17 protein-coding genes, 1 other RNA gene and 1 riboswitch are annotated in these 19,937 nt (G+C 36.6%); of the genes, 3 read left to right on the forward strand and 15 right to left on the reverse strand.

The window, feature by feature from the left end; all coding sequences use genetic code 11:
- Positions 1-46: 46 nt before the first annotated feature.
- The 7 genes from icmF to LD272_RS01365 form a co-directional block, all read right to left on the reverse strand.
- Positions 47-3,301 (reverse strand): fused isobutyryl-CoA mutase/GTPase IcmF, encoded by a 3,255-nt coding sequence (icmF, locus tag LD272_RS01335; protein WP_226034783.1) that lies wholly within the window; start codon positions 3,299-3,301, stop codon positions 47-49.
- Positions 3,302-3,384: 83 nt separating this feature from the next.
- Positions 3,385-4,527 carry an acyl-CoA dehydrogenase gene (locus LD272_RS01340; RefSeq protein WP_226034784.1) on the reverse strand — a complete coding sequence of 381 codons (1,143 nt, stop codon included), beginning with the start codon at positions 4,525-4,527 and terminating at the stop codon, positions 3,385-3,387.
- A gap of 131 nt (positions 4,528-4,658) precedes the next feature.
- Positions 4,659-5,801, reverse strand: coding sequence for an acyl-CoA dehydrogenase (locus LD272_RS01345; RefSeq protein ID WP_226034785.1), 1,143 nt, complete (start codon positions 5,799-5,801; stop codon positions 4,659-4,661).
- 13 nt (positions 5,802-5,814) lie between these two features.
- A complete protein-coding gene (locus LD272_RS01350) occupies positions 5,815-6,669 on the reverse strand; it encodes a 3-hydroxybutyryl-CoA dehydrogenase (protein ID WP_226034786.1) in 855 nt (284 codons plus the stop codon).
- Positions 6,670-6,724: 55 nt separating this feature from the next.
- Positions 6,725-7,903 carry an acetyl-CoA C-acetyltransferase gene (locus LD272_RS01355; RefSeq protein WP_226034787.1) on the reverse strand — a complete coding sequence of 393 codons (1,179 nt, stop codon included), beginning with the start codon at positions 7,901-7,903 and terminating at the stop codon, positions 6,725-6,727.
- Between the two features lie 546 nt (positions 7,904-8,449).
- Entirely contained in the window at positions 8,450-9,541 is a 1,092-nt protein-coding gene (gene glgD, locus LD272_RS01360; RefSeq protein WP_226034788.1) for a glucose-1-phosphate adenylyltransferase subunit GlgD, read from the reverse strand.
- A gap of 15 nt (positions 9,542-9,556) precedes the next feature.
- Positions 9,557-10,708 (reverse strand): glucose-1-phosphate adenylyltransferase, encoded by a 1,152-nt coding sequence (locus LD272_RS01365; protein ID WP_226034789.1) that lies wholly within the window; start codon positions 10,706-10,708, stop codon positions 9,557-9,559.
- 518 nt (positions 10,709-11,226) lie between these two features.
- Positions 11,227-11,416, forward strand: a riboswitch (Lysine riboswitch).
- Positions 11,417-11,579: 163 nt separating this feature from the next.
- Here LD272_RS01365 and dapA point away from each other — a divergent pair.
- A complete protein-coding gene (gene dapA, locus LD272_RS01370; protein WP_226034790.1) occupies positions 11,580-12,467 on the forward strand; it encodes a 4-hydroxy-tetrahydrodipicolinate synthase in 888 nt (295 codons plus the stop codon).
- A 123-nt stretch (positions 12,468-12,590) separates the two neighbouring features.
- Here dapA and LD272_RS01375 read toward each other — a convergent pair whose 3' ends face one another.
- The 3 genes from LD272_RS01375 to LD272_RS01385 all read right to left on the reverse strand — a co-directional run bounded on the left by LD272_RS01375 (position 12,591) and on the right by LD272_RS01385 (position 15,175).
- Entirely contained in the window at positions 12,591-12,842 is a 252-nt protein-coding gene (locus tag LD272_RS01375) for a sigma-G-dependent sporulation-specific acid-soluble spore protein CsgA (RefSeq protein ID WP_226034791.1), read from the reverse strand.
- A gap of 140 nt (positions 12,843-12,982) precedes the next feature.
- On the reverse strand, positions 12,983-14,119 hold the full coding sequence (locus tag LD272_RS01380; RefSeq protein ID WP_226034792.1) for a M20 family metallopeptidase: 1,137 nt from the start codon (positions 14,117-14,119) through the stop codon (positions 12,983-12,985).
- A 186-nt stretch (positions 14,120-14,305) separates the two neighbouring features.
- Entirely contained in the window at positions 14,306-15,175 is an 870-nt protein-coding gene (locus LD272_RS01385) for a CvfB family protein (RefSeq protein WP_226034793.1), read from the reverse strand.
- 268 nt (positions 15,176-15,443) lie between these two features.
- Between LD272_RS01385 and LD272_RS01390 the strand changes: the two genes are divergently transcribed.
- A complete protein-coding gene (locus LD272_RS01390; RefSeq protein WP_226034794.1) occupies positions 15,444-15,881 on the forward strand; it encodes a YaiI/YqxD family protein in 438 nt (145 codons plus the stop codon).
- Positions 15,882-15,937: 56 nt separating this feature from the next.
- Here LD272_RS01390 and ssrS read toward each other — a convergent pair.
- The 3 genes from ssrS to LD272_RS01405 all read right to left on the reverse strand — a co-directional run bounded on the left by ssrS (position 15,938) and on the right by LD272_RS01405 (position 17,114).
- A non-coding RNA gene (gene ssrS / locus LD272_RS01395) (6S RNA) lies at positions 15,938-16,123 on the reverse strand.
- Between the two features lie 51 nt (positions 16,124-16,174).
- Positions 16,175-16,723 carry a VanZ family protein gene (locus LD272_RS01400; RefSeq protein ID WP_226034795.1) on the reverse strand — a complete coding sequence of 183 codons (549 nt, stop codon included), beginning with the start codon at positions 16,721-16,723 and terminating at the stop codon, positions 16,175-16,177.
- Between the two features lie 253 nt (positions 16,724-16,976).
- Positions 16,977-17,114 carry a hypothetical protein gene (locus tag LD272_RS01405; RefSeq protein WP_226034796.1) on the reverse strand — a complete coding sequence of 46 codons (138 nt, stop codon included), beginning with the start codon at positions 17,112-17,114 and terminating at the stop codon, positions 16,977-16,979.
- Positions 17,115-17,270: 156 nt separating this feature from the next.
- Between LD272_RS01405 and LD272_RS01410 the strand changes: the two genes are divergently transcribed.
- Entirely contained in the window at positions 17,271-17,594 is a 324-nt protein-coding gene (locus tag LD272_RS01410; RefSeq protein WP_226034797.1) for a hypothetical protein, read from the forward strand.
- A 218-nt stretch (positions 17,595-17,812) separates the two neighbouring features.
- Here LD272_RS01410 and LD272_RS01415 read toward each other — a convergent pair whose 3' ends face one another.
- Both LD272_RS01415 and cysK read right to left on the reverse strand, forming a co-directional pair.
- Positions 17,813-18,712 (reverse strand): DMT family transporter, encoded by a 900-nt coding sequence (locus LD272_RS01415; RefSeq protein WP_226034798.1) that lies wholly within the window; start codon positions 18,710-18,712, stop codon positions 17,813-17,815.
- 195 nt (positions 18,713-18,907) lie between these two features.
- Entirely contained in the window at positions 18,908-19,825 is a 918-nt protein-coding gene (cysK, locus tag LD272_RS01420; RefSeq protein ID WP_226035009.1) for a cysteine synthase A, read from the reverse strand.
- Positions 19,826-19,937: the final 112 nt, after the last annotated feature.

The following is a 19,937-nucleotide window of genomic DNA, read 5'->3' on the forward strand; positions in this document are numbered from 1 at the left end:
CTAACAAAAAAACTGACCCAAGGCCAGTTTAGTGTTGTTAATCATTCTATAAATTTCGTCTATACTTCCCTCCTACTTCATATAAGGCGGTGGTTATCTGACCTAGACTTGCTACTCGAACGGTTTTCATTAGCTCTTCAAACAAGTTGCCTCCTGAGAGAGCGACTTGTTTCAATTGATTCAATGCTTTACTTGAATCTTTGTTAAATTTTTTCTGGAAAATTTCCAAATTACTAATTTGTTTTTCTTTTTCTTTTGTCGAAGCTCGGGCCAACTCCATATCGAAATCTTCATCTGATGGAGGGTTAGGATTCAAATACGTATTTACACCTACAATTGGTAATTCACCACTATGTTTTTTTCTTTCATATAATAAAGATTCTTCTTGAATTTTTCCACGTTGATACTGGGTTTCCATCGCACCAAGAACACCACCACGATCATTCATTTGCTCTAATTCAAACAGAACTGCCTCCTCAACCAAGTCCGTTAGTTCTTCTATGATAAACGAACCTTGCTGAGAATTCTCATTTTTCGCCAATCCCATTTCTTTTGTGATAATCAATTGAATTGCCATCGCTCGCCGAACACTTTCTTCTGTTGGTGTTGTGACCGCTTCATCATACGCATTCGTATGCAGTGAATTGCAATTGTCATAGATAGCCATTAATGCGCTCAGTGTCGTGCGAATATCATTAAAATCTACTTCTTGTGCATGTAACGATCTGCCGGATGTTTGTATATGGTATTTGAGTTTTTGACTTCGTTGATTAGCACCGTATTTATTTTTCATTGCGACAGCCCAAATACGGCGAGCTACACGACCGATGACCGTATATTCAGGATCTAATCCATTACTAAAAAAGAACGATAAGTTTGGAGCGAAATCGTCGATGCTCATACCACGGCTCAGGTAATATTCCACATAAGTGAATCCATTAGCCAATGTAAATGCTAATTGACTGATTGGATTCGCACCAGCCTCGGCAATGTGGTAGCCACTAATAGAAACAGAGTAATAGTTACGCACATGATGATCAATGAAATACTGTTGAATGTCCCCCATCATCCGTAACGCGAATTCCGTTGAAAAGATACAGGTATTCTGTCCTTGATCTTCTTTTAGAATATCTGCTTGCACCGTGCCGCGAACGACGGCTAATGCATTGGCGCGAATATCTGCTGTTTCATTTTCTGATGGTACTCGTCCTTCTTTTTCCTGGAAAATGTCTAATTGCTGGTCGATCACCGTGTTCATAAACATGGCGAGTATAATAGGTGCTGGTCCATTGATTGTCATTGATACAGAAGTGGACGGGTCGATTAGATTGAAGCCATCATACAATGTTCGCATGTCGTCTATTGAACAAATGTTAACGCCGCTTTCTCCGACTTTCCCATACACATCAGGGCGATGATCAGGATCTTCTCCGTAAAGAGTAACTGAATCAAAAGCTGTACTTAAACGCTTAGCATCATCTCCTTGTGATAAATAATGGAAGCGACGATTTGTCCTAATAGGTCCTCCTTCACCTGCAAATTGCCGTTTAGGATCTTCGCCTTGCCGTTTAAAAGGAAACACCCCTGCCGTATAAGGGAACTCCCCAGGAACGTTCTCTGAACGAATCCAGCGGACAATTTCACCATAGTCAGTAAAGGTTGGCAGTGATACCTTTGGAATATTAATTCCTGACAAGCTACGAGATTGCAAGTCGGTGATGATTTCTTTGTTCCTAATCTTTGTGGTGAGTTTCGCTTGTTTATAGGTTTGTTTCTTTTTTTCCCATGAATCGAGGGCTTGTTTTAGGTCTGAAGCTAGTGAATTTTTGTAATGGTCTCTTAGTTCAAACAATCCTGTTTGATCAACACTTACCTCATCGTGGTCATTGAGAGCATCCAATGTACCTTGTATTTGGAACCACCTACGCGCTTTTTTTACTTCGGCCAGCGTTTCTTCGTGATACTCTTTTATTGTTTGAGCGATTTCTCGCAAATAATGAATTTGCTCTTTGGGAATCACCGCGTTACGAATCTGAATTTCGTCTTGCCGTCCCAAGTCTGTCTGCCATTTGGAGCCACATTTTTGGTTAATAACTTGTATCATCTCATAAAAAAGTCGATTGGTACCTGGATCATTGAACTGGCTTGCCATCGATCCGTATACTGGCATCTGTTCTGGTCGCTCACCAAATCGTAAATGACTACGCTGGAAAGCTTTACGAACTTCCCGTAGAGCGTCTTCAGATCCTTTTCGATCAAACTTATTTATTGCTATTAAATCAGCGAAATCAATCATATCGATTTTTTCTAGTTGGGATGGAGCTCCGAATTCGCTCGTCATTACATACATAGAAACGTCTGCTACGTCCGTAATGGCAGCATCGCCTTGACCAATACCACTAGTTTCAATGATAACTAAATCAAATCCTGCTCGTTTAACTACTAAGATTGCTTCTGAAATTGCTTTTGATAATTCTTGTCTGCTATCTCTTGTGGCAAGTGAACGCATATAAACATTTGGTGAGTGAATAGCGTTCATGCGGATACGATCTCCAAGAAGTGCTCCGCCCGTTTTCTTTTTTGTCGGATCGACTGATAAGATTGCTACGCTCTTGTCGGTGAACGCTGTCATAAAGCGACGTACTAATTCATCGGTTAGAGAGCTTTTTCCAGCACCACCCGTTCCTGTAATACCAAGAACAGGCGTGTGAGGAAGTTCGCCATTATGAATCGTTTGTTGAAACATCTCTTGCTCTGATATAGTCATTTTCTCTTCAAACACTTTTTTTTCAGCAAGAGTAATAAAATGGGCAATAGCTCCGTCTTGCTTTTTTGAAAGGTCAACAGTTGATAAGTCTTTAGTAGCACTTGTGGAGAAATCACATTCTTGGATCATTTCATCGATCATGCCTTGTAACCCTTTTTTCCTACCATCTTCCGGTGAAAAGATATGTTTGATCCCATATTTATGTAATTCTTTAATTTCTGATGGAATAATTGTACCGCCACCACCGCCATAAATTTTTATCTGACTTGCCTTTTGTTGTTGTAATTGATCATATAAGTACTTGAAGTAATCCACGTGTCCACCCTGATACGAGGAAATTGCTATCCCTTGAACGTCTTCTTGTATCGCAGCTTGAACGATTTCGTCTACTGAGCGATTGTGTCCTAAATGGATTACTTCTGCTCCAGACGCTTGTAGCATTCTTCGCATAATGTTAATTGACGCATCGTGCCCGTCAAACAAACTTGATGCTGTTACAAATCGAATCTGATGTGTTGGTTTATACTCGGTCATACGATTCCCCTCGTTTCTCATTGGCGTTGTAAGTACATTGTTTTAGTTGCTCAATATCATCTGAGCTACTTGATTCATCAACGTTAATCTTGCAATAACATTTTTGCAATAACGAGTCGTTGTACTTCGTTTGTACCTTCATAGATTTGTGTGATTTTTGCATCTCGCATGTAACGCTCTACTGGATAATCCTTTGTATAACCGTAGCCACCAAACACTTGCACCGCTTCTGTTGTTACTTCCATGGCTGAGTCCCCTGCAAAAAGCTTCGACATAGCCGATTCTTTTCCGTAAGGGAGGTTTGCCGATTCTTTCCAAGCGGCTTGGTGAGTAAGTAGACGAGATGCTTCTACTTTTGTCGCCATGTCAGCAAGCTTAAACCCAATGCCCTGCATCTCACCAATCGGTTTACCAAATTGTTTTCGTTCTTTGGCATAGTCGACAGCTGCATCAAGTGCTCCTTGCGCAATACCCACTGCTTGAGCAGCAATACCATTACGACCACCATCCAATGTCATCATTGCGATCTTAAAACCTTCGCCCTCTTTACCGAGACGATTAGACGCTGGAACGTGGACGTTATCAAAGATGATTTCCAGTGTTGGAGATGAACGTATCCCTAGTTTTTTCTCCTTTTTCCCCATCGAAAATCCTTTCATACCTTTTTCCAATATGAACGCCGTGCAACCTTTGTGCTTTTTGTCTTTATCGGTTAAGGCAAATACTACGTACGTATCGGCCTCTCCTCCGTTCGTAATAAAAATTTTGGATCCATTCAATATGTAGTTATCTCCATCTCGCTTCGCTGTGGACTTCATATTAGCGGCATCACTTCCAGCGCTTGGTTCAGTTAATCCATATGCGCCTAGCTTCTTGCCTTCAGCCATTGGACGCAAAAATTGTTGTTTTTGATCTTCTGTACCAAATTTGTAAATTGGCCATCCCGCTAGTGAAATATGTGCAGAAAGCATGACACCTGTGGATCCACATACCCGAGAAAGTTCTTCGATAGCGATGACGTAGCTTAAATAGTCTGCTCCGATACCACCGTATTCTTCTGGCCAGGGGATCCCAGTCAAGCCTAGTTCACCCATTTGATTAAATATTGATCGATCAAATCGTTCTTCTTCGTCTCGTTCTGCAGCTGTTGGCTCAACCTCATTTTTTGCAAAGTCTCGCACCATTTTTCGAATCATTTGTTGTTCATCAGATAATTGGAAATTCATATTCGTTTCCTCCTTTAATTCTTGAGTTCTTGTTCATTTAATTGTGTGAATGCTAGATTACTATTTTCATTAACAGACGACTTCTCAAGGATGGATGCGCCTCTATAATTAAAGGCAATACGAAATCAAATTTAGTCTCGCAGTAGTTTGTTGCTAATAACTAATCGCTGGATTTCATTTGTTCCTTCGTAGATTTGCGTTACCTTCGCATCACGGAAAAATCGTTCCACCGGATAGTCTTTTGTGTATCCGTGTTCACCAAATACTTGAATCGCCTCAGTAGTGATATTCATCGCAGAGTCTGATGCAAACATTTTCGCCATCGCAGCCTGATTACCGACTGGAAGATTTCTGGAAACAAAGTCTGCTGCTTGATAGGTTAGTAGTTTAGCTGCTTCGTATTTAGTTACCATATCTGCAAGTTTAGAAGCAACTCCTTGCATTTCATCAATAGGTGTACCAAATTGTTTCTTTTTTTTGGCATAGGCGATTGCTGCTTCTAGTGCACCCTGACAAACACCAAGAGATTGAGCAGCGATCCCTATTCGTCCTGTGTTTAAGTTGGACATGGCTATCTTAAATCCTTCACCTTCTTTTCCTAATAAGTTTTGTTTCGCTATTCGACAATCTTCAAACGAGAGGGCTGTCGTGTTCGAGCCGTGAAGGCCCATTTTTCTTTCTTTTGACAGAACAGTAAAACCTGGTGTACCTTTTTCAACGATAAATGCACTTATTCCTTTTTTTCCTGCAGTAGGGTTTGTCTTTGCAAAAACAATGTACGTGTCAGCCTCACCACCACTGGTAATCCATGCTTTTGAACCATTTAATATATAGTCATTTCCATCGTGTTTCGCTGTGGTTCTGATGCTAGCAGAGTCACTGCCGGCACTAGGTTCGGACAATGCAAATGCCCCAACATACTTTCCAGATGCTAACTTTGGAATGTATCTTTGTTTTTGTTCCTCTGTGCCAAAATATAGAATTGGATTCGTGCCAACAGACGTATGTACCGATAAAATTACACCAACGGCTGCACTGACTCTGGAAATTTCCTGGATTGCAAGAATATAGGAAGTGTAATCCATTCCCAATCCTCCATACTTTTGTGGAATAGGAATGCCCATTAGACCTAGTTCCCCCATCTCTTTGACGAGTTTCGCCGGGAATTCATCGGTTTTTTCCATATGTTCTACCGCTTTTGCAACTTTCTCCACAGCAAATTTGTGTACCATTTGCCTCATCGTCTGTTGCTCATCTGACCAGTTCAGATTCATAATGGCACCCCCTTTAATTACTGTAGTTGTAAAAACCACGTCCTGTTTTTTTACCGAGCCACCCCGCCTTAACGTATTTTCTTAATAAGGGACAAGGTCTGTATTTATCATCTCCGATACCTTCTTGCAGTGTTTCCATAATATACAGACACGTATCGAGACCGATAAAATCAGCTAATGTCAGTGGTCCCATTGGATGGTTCATCCCTAATTTCATCACTTCATCTATATCTTCTACTGTTGCTACACCTTCAAAAACGGTGTAGATTGCTTCGTTAATCATGGGCATTAAGATTCTGTTAGAAACGAATCCTGGAAAATCGTTGACTTCAACTGTAGACTTATTCAATGATTCAGCCATTTTTTTAACAACTCGGAACGTCTCGTCAGATGTGGCTAATCCACGAATGATTTCGACGAGTTTCATGACCCGAACGGGGTTCATAAAGTGCATACCAATGACTTTTTCCGGGCGTTTTGTTTCTGCGGCGATTTCTGTGATTGACAGTGAAGACGTGTTCGTTGCCAGAATGGCATGATCTGGAGCAAATTTATCTAAATCAGCAAAGATGCTTTTTTTTATTTCTATGTTTTCTACTGCGGCTTCGATAATAATGTCTTGGCTTTCTGAGTTGCGTATTTTCGTAGATAAGTGGATACGTTGCAAAAATCTATCCATGTCTGATTGGGAGATTTGTTTTTTGTTGACTTGTCGCTCTAACTGTTTTCGTATGCTTTTTAATCCTTTTTCCACATGCTCTTCTTCTATATCGTGCAACGTCACATTGTAACCGTACGTAGCGCATACTTGGGCAATACCTGCACCCATTTGACCTGCGCCAACAACCATAACTTGCTGAATATCCATATCACACTACGCTCCTTTATGGCTAACCCGTTATTCAATCTGATCAAAAGCTTGTTTATACTTCAATCATAATCGCGTCACCTTGACCGCCACCGCTACATATGGCAGCAATACCTATTCCGCCTCCGCGTCGTTTAAGTTCATAGATGAGCGTAAGAATAATTCTCGTTCCACTGGCTCCGATTGGGTGCCCAAGTGCAACAGCCCCTCCGTTTACATTCAGCTTCTCTGGAATTAAACCAGAGATTTGTCCACTGACTAACGAGACAGCCGCGAATGCTTCATTTACTTCAAATAAATCGATATCGTCGATAGATTTTCCTGTTTTTTCTAATAATTTATTAATAACAAGACCAGGAGTTGTTGGAAATTTTTTTGGTTCAACAGCTAGCTGTGTATGAGCTAAAATGGTAGCTAAAGGATCTAGTCCTCTTTGTTTCGCCTTTTCTTCAGACATCAGTATGAGTGCTGCTGCCCCATCATTGACTCCAGGTGCGTTCCCGGCGGTAATTGTTCCATCTGAACCAAATACCGGCTTCAGTTTCCTCAAACGCTCGAGTGAGGTGTCCTTTCTTGGTGATTCATCGTGTGTGACAACGTCTGAATTCCCTTTCCGTTGTGGGACTTCAACAGCGACAATTTCTTCAGCGAATTTCCCCGAATCAATTGCCTCACAGGCCAATTGATGACTTCGATAAGACCATTCATCTTGTGCTTGGCGTGTTATGTTATACTTTTTAGCTACGTCATTACCGTAATTCCCCATATGTACTCCAGTAAAAGTGCATGTAAGTCCATCATGGATCATCATGTCATAGAATTTTTGTTCGCCCATTTTAAAACCAAATCGTGCGCCTTTAACAAAAAAAGGAGCTTGGCTCATCGACTCCATGCCGCCTGCAACAATTGTATCCTGCTCGTTTGCCTGGATAAGAATGTCAGCTAATGTCACGCTTCTCATTCCTGAAGCACAAACTTTGTTAATGGTTTCGGTCTCTGTTTCCCATGGAATACCTGCTTCATGCATCGCTTGACGTGATGGAAGTTGACCTTGTCCACCTTGAAGAACACTTCCCAAAATTACATGTTCAATGTCTTTTCCTTTTAGTCCTGATCGATCAAGTGCTGCTTTAATTGCTTTTCCACCTAGCTGTGATGCTGTAAACCCTGAAAGCCCTCCTCCCATTTTACCAACAGGTGTTCTTGCTCCACTGACAATGACTGTCTTTCCCATAAATGGATTCCCCCTTAGTACTTTAATATACTTTCCAAACTCTAAATTACTAGTTTTGTTTGAATAAATACTTCCTTCACTAATAATATTTTTTAAAGCGCTTTCAACATTCTGTATCCCTATTGTAAAACATAAGGTTTCGGATGTCTTGTATATTTAACAAACATAGTTAAATTTTTAAGGTAAAATAGAGTGAGTCTTCAAATCGTAGTAAATGGTAGAATTTTTTAAGAGGCCAGCACTATCACATTAGTGATTATTATAAATTAATATGAAGATCCGATTTAAAGCAATCATCGGATCTTCATCATTTTTATTATTTGTCGAAGTTCAAATCTTTTTTTGTCTTACTTTTTGCTACTCGCTTATTCCATACGTTCCCTTGCTAAAGAGCTAAGCCTTCTCGGGCCTTCTTGTTCTACTTTGGCACCTTTTTGAACATGCGCTTCTATATCTTCTATTCTCTAACTGGTAAAGAAGTTTAAGTTTATACTAATACTTACAAGTATGCTAATTCTTCATGCCCGTTTAAACTAAAAGCTTAAATCATACATTTGTCCGGGCAGTTTCTTTTTTCGGAATAACTTTTGGTTCCTGTTCACTACTCTGAAGATTATCATAGGGAAGGACAATAACTTCCTTATCCAAGATCATGCGATCTAATTTAGCATATTCGCCAACTCTACAATTTGGCATAATAATACTATTTTTAATCAATGCACCTCTTTTAACATGAACCCCGCGAAATAATATGCTATTTTCAACATTCCCTTCAATGATACACCCATTTGCAATTAAAGAATTATTCACTTTAGATGAAGCAGAATATTTTGTTGGTGGTTCATCCTTTAATTTAGTATAAATTTCATTATTTTCCTTGAATAATTGTTTCATTTCCTCTAGGTTTAGTAGCCCAATATTACTGTCAAAGTATTGTTGTGTGGTACTGATTTTTTTCACGTAACCATTATATTTAAATCCTTTTATGTTTAAAGAATTATTTTGTATGTGATAAAGGATTACATCTTGAAAATCATCATTTTTGTGAACATGCTCATTTAATAGGTCTAGATATTTTTCTTTTCTTAATATCATTATGTCTAGAGAACCAATCTCACTCTGATTTGGTTCGCCTATGATGTTCTGAAAATCGTCAATTTCAATAGGTATAAAATGGTTGTCGCTTTTTTGCTTATCTTTATACATGATGGTAATATCTGCTCTTGACTTCACATGCTGTTTATAAAGAGGTTGAAAATCAATATTAGTGATAAAAGTATCGAAGCATAGTAAAACATAATCTTGACTACTTTTCTCCAAGTAATCTTTCGCTGAATAAAATGCTGTGAGATTACCAGTTTCCTTCAAGCGATCAGAGGGAAAAATGAATAAACCATCTTGTTTGCGATCTAGATCCCAATCTTTACCATCACCTAAATGATCAAGCAGTGACCGATTATTTAATGGTGTGAAAACACCAATATTTTGAATATCTGAATTAACCATACTAGATAATATAAAATCAATCATTCTATATCTGCTACCAAAAGGGATAGAAGCTTTACATCGATGATTTGTTAGTGGCTGTAATCTTTTATTGTCATTTGCTACATGAATGATACCAAGAATATTGTTCATTTATGTTTCACTCCTTTAATTTACCGATGAACGATAAAACTGTTTGTAATTAGAAGATTGATCAATTAATTCAATGGGCCCTTGTGGGTTACCAATAGTAACTCCATCTGGAATTATTACTCCTTCACTGATAATTGCACGGTGAATTGTGACATTTTTACCAATCTTTGCATGCGGCATAATGATAGAATCTTTTATGAAGCTTCCTTCATCTACATGAGAGTCATAGAATAAAACAGAATGGTTAATATCACCCATGACAACACAGCCTTCATTAACCATTGATCGTGTCACTTTTGCGTTCGGGCCAATATACTGTGGCGGCATATTTGGGTCCGCAGAACGGATTCGCCAATGACGATTGTTTAAATCCAGCGCAACATCGTTATCTAGTAAGTCTAAGTTGGCTTGCCAAAGACTCTCAATCGTGCCTACATCCTTCCAATATCCTTCAAATGGATAGGCAACTAGTGAACGGTTATCGGCTAACATTGCTGGAATTATATCCTTGCCGAAGTCGTAGCTTGATGATGTATGTTCGTTATCAATAAGGTATCGTTTAAGTGTTTGCCAATTAAAGATGTAAACACCCATTGAAGCGAGGTTGTTCTTTGGGTTATCAGGTTTTTCTTCAAACTCTGATATTTGATAGTTTTTGCTAGTATTCATTATTCCGAATCGATTTGCTTCTCCCCAAGGAACCTCTATAACTGATATAGTAGCATCTGCATTAGAGTGCTTATGTGCGTCAAGCATTTTCGTATAATCCATATTGTAAATGTGATCACCGGAAATAACCAAAACAAATTCTGGGTCGTATTGTTCAATAAAAGGGATATTTTCGTAGATAGCATTTGCGGTTCCTTTATACCAACGTCCGCCTGACTTTTGTACAAACGGTGGTAATATTTTGAGACCTCCGCGCTTTCTGTTTAAATCCCAATCAGTTCCAACTCCGAGATAAGAATTAAGTATTAGTGGCTGGTACTGTGTTAATACCCCTACAGTGTCTATTCCAGAATTGTTACAGTTACTCAGTGTGAAATCAATAATTCGATACTTACCCCCAAACGGTACGGCTGGTTTAGCAATCCACTTAGTTAAGTTTCCCAACCTACTTCCTTCTCCACCTGCTAATAACATTGCCACCATTTCTTTACGAATCATCTTGTTCCCCCTTATCTTGTCACTTACTTTCTATCTTTTTAAACCCATAATATAAATGGTGATAGAATTTGGTTTTTATAAATAGGTTCTTGTGAATACCGCCAATTTACTCCTTAGATAGATTTCTAGTTTTATAAATCAAAATCTAAGACATATAAGTCTGTCTTCAGAAAGAACATATTTATAAAGTGTATGCTTTAATGTATAAATTATTAATACAAAAGTTTATAAATTTAAAATTATATTATTCGCTCTAACACTTCTTCCTACTTTAAAAATCTACACTTTTATTTTAAATAAGTTAGCAAAAATATTTTTACTATTCAAACTATTTTTATTATTTGTTGTATAAATATACGTTAATTTGGATGGTATATTTGCTGTTTAAATATAGATAGCACTCCAAACAATCCTACTAATTCTTTTTGAAAAATTTTAGTGCATTTCATTGCAACATAATAAAATGTTTGATATAGTTTAAGTACAATTTTATATGCTTTACTTCAATAAATTATTGAAGTGAGGATAGAGGTGCAATGACCATTAGTAAGTTACAAGAGGAGAATGAGCTCCGCTAGAAGGTAGCTGAAAGGGGAATTTGCCGAAGTGAGTAGAAACTCATAATTCTACTGCACTGGTTCTGTATTGAATTAAATGCAGTGCTGTCATATAGCTAGATGATTCGCTATATGGAGGGCTATCTCGTGCATCATAATGGAGATAATAATGATGCAACAACGATAGCTTCAGCTATTGTTGTTGCATTTTTTCTTTTTCAAATCTTTTTCGTTGTGATGAGATACCCTCTATTCATATGAATGTTGTCGTTTATTTTGAAAGTTGTTTAAAACTATGAATAGAGGTGATTGTAATGAATTTTGGTCGTGTATTAACAGCAATGGTTACGCCATTTGACCAAATTGGGAACATCGATTACGTAAAAACGGAAACTTTAATCAATCATTTAATTGCAAACGGTTCGGATGCTTTAGTTGTAGCAGGAACCACTGGAGAGTCACCAACGCTTTCTAATGAAGAAAAACTTTCATTACTGCAGTTTGTCGTCAAGAAAGTAAAAAAACGAGTTCCAGTAATTGCAGGTACAGGTTCTAATAATACCTATGCCTCCATCGAACTAACAAAACAAGCAGAAAACGTTGGGGTAGATGGGATTATGCTTGTAACACCTTACTATAACAAACCTTCACAAGAAGGAATGTATCAACACTTCAAGGCTATCGCTAAGTCTACAATCCTACCTGTTATGCTTTATAATATTCCTGGTAGAAGTGTTGTGAATATGACACCTGAAACTATTATACGTCTTTCCGAAATAGAAAATATTGTTTCAGTAAAAGAAGCTAGTGCTGATCTTGATGCTATGACAAAAATAATAAGAGAAACAGATAAATTCTTTACATTGTACAGCGGTGACGATGGACTTACATTACCTGTATTATCGATTGGAGGAAATGGAGTCGTCTCTGTAGCATCACATATTATCGGAAATGATATGCAAGAAATGATTCGTAGTTATTCAACAGGCAATCAACAAAGAGCTGCCGACATTCATCAACATATTCTTCCGATAATAAGAACATTGTTTATGGCACCAAATCCAACTGCTGTAAAAGAAGCCCTTGCTTTAACTGGTTTAGATGTAGGCTCTGTTCGTCTACCTTTAATTCCCTTAAATTTTGAAGAAAAACAATCTCTAGAGCAGTCGCTTCATTTTTTAAGAAGTTACGATGTCGGTTAAATTATATCTAGTCATTAAAAAGCCCTTATTAGTTTTAAAATAAGGGCTTTTACTTTACAATTGAATTGACAATTCCGTTCTAAATTCTGTTGAAAAGGATTCGGTAACTACTCATTTTCTTAGTTAAAATAACAATTCGTTTACTTCATTTAATTGAAATCCACGTTCATGATCTCCTGATTCGTTTGCGTGATGCATCTCTTTACTGAGTATTTGGCTGAGTAACTGAATTTGTTCCTGATTTAGTTCTTTTACAAACTCTTCTTCTGATGAAAAATTAAGATTACTTATCTTTCGATCAATATCCTGAGCAGCTTCATTGTCTTCTGTATAGTTTGAAAGTACTTCGTGTAAGTATGCTAAGTTTTGATCCATCGATTGATTTCACTCCTTTATTGGTCAACTTTAAAATTAAAGATCGTGCCAATTTTAGGATGTATAATATTAACTTTCTTATTCATATAGAACTATTCGACTTTTAACTTTAGGAAAAATACTTACTTTTTTTCTTATTACTAACTTCTACTTAATCTTTGGATAATTGTTGCTAGTAATAGAGTTCTTGGAATAAGTGACGATAGTTCTAGATATTCTTTATCACTGTGGGCATTCCCACCAATTGGACCTAAACCGTCAATAGTGGCGATACCTAGTGCAGAAGTGAAAGAAGCGTCAGAACCTCCTCCTGTAGCGGTATCTTCAATCTCAATACCGATTTTATCCCCTATTTCCCTAATAATACCTAGAAGTTTTTCAGTTTTTTTGTTTTTTTCCATAGGAGGCCGGTTTATCTCACCTTCTAAGGAGACCACTGTCCCAGCTACGTCAGTTGTTGAACAAATTTTTTCGATTTTTTCCTCTAAGGGTTCTGCTTGGTCCATTTCAGCAATTCTGATATCAATATGAGCTACAGCATGATCCGACACTGTATTAACTGAAGACCCTCCTTCAATTAATCCTACATTAACGCTTATACCGTTATCGAGATCAGATAATTCGTGTAACTGAATAATTTTGTAAGCTAATTCTTCGATAGCACTCCTCCCTTTTTCAGGTTCTATCCCAGAGTGTGCTGCTTTTCCTTTAACACTTATTGTATAATTTCCTTTACCGCGCCTCGACGAAACAAGTGAGCCATTTTTTCTAGCTGGTTCCATTACTAATGCATATTTTTTTCCTTTAGCTTCCCGCTCAATAAGCAGTCTAGAAGTTAGAGACCCAATTTCTTCATCACTATTAAGTACTAGTTGAATATTTTTAACTCCTTGATCACCCTCATGTATAAGCGCTTTTACTGCATATAAAACAACAACTAGGCTTGATTTCATATCAATGACACCTGGACCATATGCCCTGTCTCCCTTAATCCGAAATTGACGTTCGCCTGCTGTGCCTTCAGGAAAAACAGTATCTAGATGTGCAAGTACAATGATTGAGGGATTAATTGCTTGCTTATGTTTTATAATTAAATGGTTTCCGTATTCGTCATTTTTAACTTCCTGAATAATAAATCCAAGCTCAAAAAACTCTAATGCTATAATTTCTCCAACCTTATCTACGCCCGATTTCAGGTGTGATCCACTATCTATATTAACCAATTTTTTAATTAAATTAATCATTTCTAGTTGTTCGTTTTCTATGAATTTAATCATTGTTTTTCCCCTGTTCTTTTTCTTAGGTCCACTTTCATCTAACAAAATAATACTATAGTTAATTATCTAAAGTCCATTTATTAATTATTCCGATATTTTTAAAAAATATCTAGTTTTCTTTACTGATAAAAAAAGTAACCTCCTTTTTATTTTGATAAGGTTGGTTACTTTACACACAAATCTATTTTAGTTATTATTCGGTGATTTTAGATAAGTTTTTCCTTCTTGCTGTTCTACTTTATTTTCTTTCATGAGCCTACCTAAAGCACGTTTAAAAGCGGCTTTACTAATATTAAATGTGTTTTTAATGTCGGTTGGATCACTTTTATCACTGAAGTGCATCATTCCTTCATTTTTCTCTAGATAGTTGACGATAGTCTGTGAATCTTGAACAAGACTATCTTGTTTGAGTGGTAGAAGTGAAACGTTTAATGTTCCATCAGCTTTTACTTCAATAACTCGGCCATTAACCCATTCACCAAGGCGGGGTTCTTGTTTTCGTTCAGAATTATGGATAAAACCTCGATAGCCTTCCTCGGTTATAATAACTGAACCTTCTTTATTTGTATGAAAAACTCGACCATTAATAGGAGATTTATCCAAAGATTCGGGTGCTTGGTCCCATTGACCTCCGAAGTCATCCTCCGTAACAGGCTTAGCGATAAGTCGTTCTTTTTGGTCATTATCTAAGGCTACATATAGCATATCCCCAACTTGTGGCCAAACCGATTCAAATAAGGGTAAATCGTCATTTGAGACTAATATTTCTTTTTTGATGCCGATATTAACAAATACGCCAAGTTTATCTACAACTTCCACCACTTCCGCCCAATCATATGCATCAAATTGAACGGTTGGGATAGTCATAGTGGAAATAAGCTGTCCTTTTTTATCTTGATAAAGGAACACAGTTATATCATCTTTTTCTTTTAAATCGTCGTTGGATTCACTAATATGTAAAAGTACCTCATCTTCTCCATTAGTTAAAACATAGCCAGTATCTATTTTTCTTAGGACTGATAACGTTTCAATTGTACCTGTTTTTAATTTTGTCATAAGATTGCCTTCTTTCCTTAAAAGAGATTCTTGTTTAATTTTTGACTTATTACTTATAACTTATTCGCATGAAATAATAAATTAATAGTGTTAGTCAATTTCATATTACTGATTTTTTGCACTTATCAGCCCAAACTATATGTGACTGACAAGTGCTGGATAAGGTAATTATGAAATTGATTCAGTGTAGTAAAACTAAAATTGACTAAACATAATTTTAAGTCTACCATTATTATTACTTTCATATGTAATGGAAAAGGAGAATTTCATGAAAATATATGTTGACGCTGATGCTTGTCCAGTTAAAGAAATCATAATTGCAGAAGCTTTAAAAGTTAACTTACCAGTTATCCTAGTTAAAAGTTATTCACACTTCTCACCTCAAGATGATCCCCCAGGAGCGCAATCGGTTTATGTCGATACTGGTGCAGATTCGGTTGATTATCGAATTATGTATTTAGCAAAAAGTAAGGACATCATTATAACTCAAGATTATGGATTAGCTTCGCTTGCTTTAGCAAAAGACTGTACAGTAATACATCATAAAGGATTTTTGTACACAAATCAAAATATTGACGATTTACTTCACACACGTCATGCTCATGCAAAAGCACGAAGAAGTGGTCAAAAGACAAAAGGTCCTAGAGCTATGACAAATGAGGATAAAGAAAAGTTCAGAAAACTTTTTTCCGAGATTTTAAATTAATTTATTTCAATCTAAAAAACCAGCTCCTAAAAGGAACTGGTTTAGTTATAGTAAAGTTAACAGCCACAATTGCCGTAAGTCACATAATAAAGTTTTAAACCACCACTTCACAAAGTGGGTGTTTGCAGAAACTTTCCTATCTTCCGCTCAAACGACGGCTTGATATTTCAGTTCAATGTAAAACTCCCTATTAACGTATAAAGGTTAAAACTTAGTTATCATTACGTACATCGCAGCCTGTATTTGTATAATACACTAGAAGTTGATTACTTACAATAGTAAATTTTTCCAAACTAAAACGACTGTCTCTTCTTGTTATATACTAGTTGGATAATAACTAAAGCGATACTATACCCTATGATTGCACCTGTTGTATTAAGTAATATGTCGTCAATATCAAACGTGCCAACCCGGTTAATGAATTGAGTAATTTCGATTAATAGTGAAGTTAAACAGGCAACCGTTAAAATTTTTCGATAAGAGAGAAACAAATTAGAAATCATAGGAAGTAATAAACCAAGAGGTATGAAAGCAAAAATATTTCCGAACAGGTTATCTGTTGCTAACTGAATCGTAATTCCATTGAAATTAACAAAGTAAGAAATAATAGACTTGAGTGGAATAATATTATAATCAATAATTCCATGGACACTATTACGATAATTTGAAAAAAATAATAAATAGGCTAAAATCAGTAAATAGATAAGCAACAGAATTACAGTAATAATTACTTTACCATTCCTAAATTTTTCTAAGATAACAAACCAACTCCAATAGTGCGGATAGTAAATGCATGTTTCAATTAACAACTGGAGATTTATATGCTCTGTAAAACAAATCATGAAAACCTAATCTTGTAATGGGTTCTAACGGTACTATGGGGGTTAAACCAATTTCGGAAGCTGAATTAGCTAAATATTCAAATTAGACAGTTAAACAGTGTTTACTTCATGCAATGAAGAAAACTAGGAATATTGATATCTATTGAAAGTTGTTTCACTTCTCCTATTAAACCTACTCTTCTTACTCGAATGTTCGTTTGTAAATGATATTCAAATGATTTCCTAACTCAAGCTCCTTACTAAAATAAATATTTCATTCTTCATTCAAGATTTTAGCAAGCCTACTAGCATGCCAACGCTCAGCAGTTTTTTTGGGGATTAGATATTCTTTACCTTCTCTAAGGATATCTCCGTTGTAACTTGTTTGTACCAACATTTTTACTTTTAACATTAGAATTCTCCTTTCTAGAATTTTTAAATCAGTGTTTAATTAATATGAAATAAATAGGCTCCTGTCCATAACAGATTTAGCTGTTCTTCATATGATAATTAGGCATAACCCATTCGTCATATACCCTGTTTTCAGGGTAGGAAGGAGAAATTCTTGATGTATCAAAACTTTAATCCTGACGTGCATCCCTATGGCATCGTTGAAAATGATTATAGATATTCTGGTATCAGTCCACTGGGTGCAGGCCTAGTTGGCTTAGGCTTAGGTTATCTAGGTGGTACGTATGGTCCCAATTTTGGTGGATATCCAGCTCAAGGTTTTGGTTACCCCGGACCTGGTCCTGGCTATGGTTACGGATACCATGGACCAGGACACGGCTATGGTGGATACGGATATTCTGGATTCGGTGGGCCAGCACCTGGCGGATACGGATACCATGGACCAGGAGTTGGCGGCGGATTTGGACCAGGTCCTTTCTAAATATCAGAAATAAACTGAATTTCCAGGAAGTAATCCTGCGCTTTGTATAAGATTAATCTAATTGTTATATTTATAAAAATCATCTTAACTTACTAAATAGTATTGTTACAATTGCATCAAATTACAGAGAATCTTCTGAAAATACAGTTTTAAAAAGGAGAAGGATAAGTATTTAAGACAATTGTCTGTACTTACCCTTCTCTTTTGGTTTAACGGCTTTAGTATTCTTTCATTATTTTTCGTTTCCCTACTGATAAAACAGTCAGGATTAAAGACAAAAATACTAATACGAAACCTAACAACTGCCATCCATTGACTGGATCGTTAAATAATAGAATTCCTAGCATAACTGACACGATGAGCTCTACAGAAGATAAAATTGAGGCTTTGCTAGACTCAACATAAGTTAAGCCTATCGTATAAAGAATATACGCAAATATAGTGGAAATGACAGAAATACCCAAAATGTGTCCCCATACTTCCCAATTTAGAAATAGTTCCTTTTTCATCCATATTTTACTGGTAGGAACCATAAAGATACTTCCGCATATCATTGAATATATTGTAATAGTGATTGGATGATAAATGTGACTAACATGTTTTCCTATAATACTATATAGTGAACAGAAAAGTCCTGACAATACACCTAACAATATTGTAGTTATTGAAACGCTTGGAACACCACTTGGTAATAATTCTAATACAAAGCTACAGCCAACTATTGTTAATAAAATAGCTATAGCTTTTTGATACGTAACGAGTTCTTTAAAAAGCAGTCTTGCAATAATTGACGCGAATACTGGAGATGTATATACCATAATTACTGCGATTGATAATGACGCTTTCTCAATTACTGCAAAATAAGCCCAATTAAAAAAAGCGATACTAATAACACCTAACCCAAAAAAATATGGAAGATGTTTTAAGTTTATCTTTAAATAGCTAGGCGAAAATACATAAAGAACCGTTAAAAGAATAATACTTGATACAGTTAAGCGAATTGTAACAACTTCCATAGGTGAAAATCCAAAGCTATACAAATATTGGACAAATAGCCCCGTTAATCCCCAGAATGACGCACCTAAAACAATTAGACCATAAGCGAACAAATTATTCATAGTCTTAACCCTCCCTTTTCTCTCTATCTACCAGGTTCAGGTACAAAAATTATTTAAGACTATATAAAAAATCTTCTATATGCTTTTCAATGTATCTCATTAATGAGTTTTATTCAAGGTGTGTCGTTCCAATTATTATTTCCATTTTTACTATATTTTAGAATGTAAAAATAACAATCTATTCTTTCGTTAGTTTTACTCAAAAAGATTCATACTAAGGTAACGTTCACCTGTGTCTGGAGCTATACAAACAACTTTTTTCCCTTTTCCTAATCGTTTGGCTACTTCGATAGCAGCATATACAGCAGCACCAGCAGAAGGTCCAGCAAAAATGCCTTCTGTAGCAGCAAGTTTTTTGAACATTGAAACTGCTTGGTCATCCTCTATTTGAATTATCTCATCATAGACAGACGTATTTAAAATTTCCGGAATAAATCCGGGACTAGTACCCACTAATTTATGTTTACCAGGTTTACCACCTGACAACACCGGAGAACCCTTTGGTTCAACTACAGCAATGTATAACCCTGGAATCAATTCCTTTAATGTCTCTCCCGTACCTGTCACAGTTCCTCCTGTGCCAGCTGTAGCAACAAAAGCATCTAACTCGCCATCCATTTGTTGAAAGATTTCTTTTGCTGTTGTAGTACGATGAATATCAGGATTTGCCCTATTTTCAAACTGTTGGGGTATAAAGCTTCCAGGGATTTCTTTTTGCAATTCAGTTGCCTTTTTGATAGCGCCAGGCATTTTTTTAGCGCTATCAGTTAAGACTACCTTAGCTCCGAATGCTTTTAATATATTGATTCTTTCTTTCGTCATGTTATCCGGCATCACTAAGATGGCATTATAACCTTTTGCAGCTGCTACCATAGCTAAACCAATTCCTGTATTTCCGCTAGTAGGTTCAATAATTGTATCCCCAGGTTTAATCAATCCTTGTTCTTCTGCAACCTTAATCATGTTGTTAGCTGCACGGTCTTTTACACTTTTTGATGGATTAAACATCTCTAGCTTTACAAATACATCTGCAGCATCTTCAGGTACAAGTTTATTTAATTTTACAATTGGAGTATTTCCAATTAATTCAGTCATGTTATTAACAACCTTCATCAAAATTAAGCCTCCATATTATCTTTTTACTTTCCTAATTCGGTTATGCATGAATTAAACTCCGTAGCTAGTTCTTCACTTCAGAAAAGACAACAATAGTTAAAATTTCACC

Origin of the sequence: Aquibacillus saliphilus, from assembly GCF_020404745.1 — a bacterium.
GTDB classification, from domain to species: domain Bacteria; phylum Bacillota; class Bacilli; order Bacillales; family Amphibacillaceae; genus Aquibacillus; species Aquibacillus saliphilus.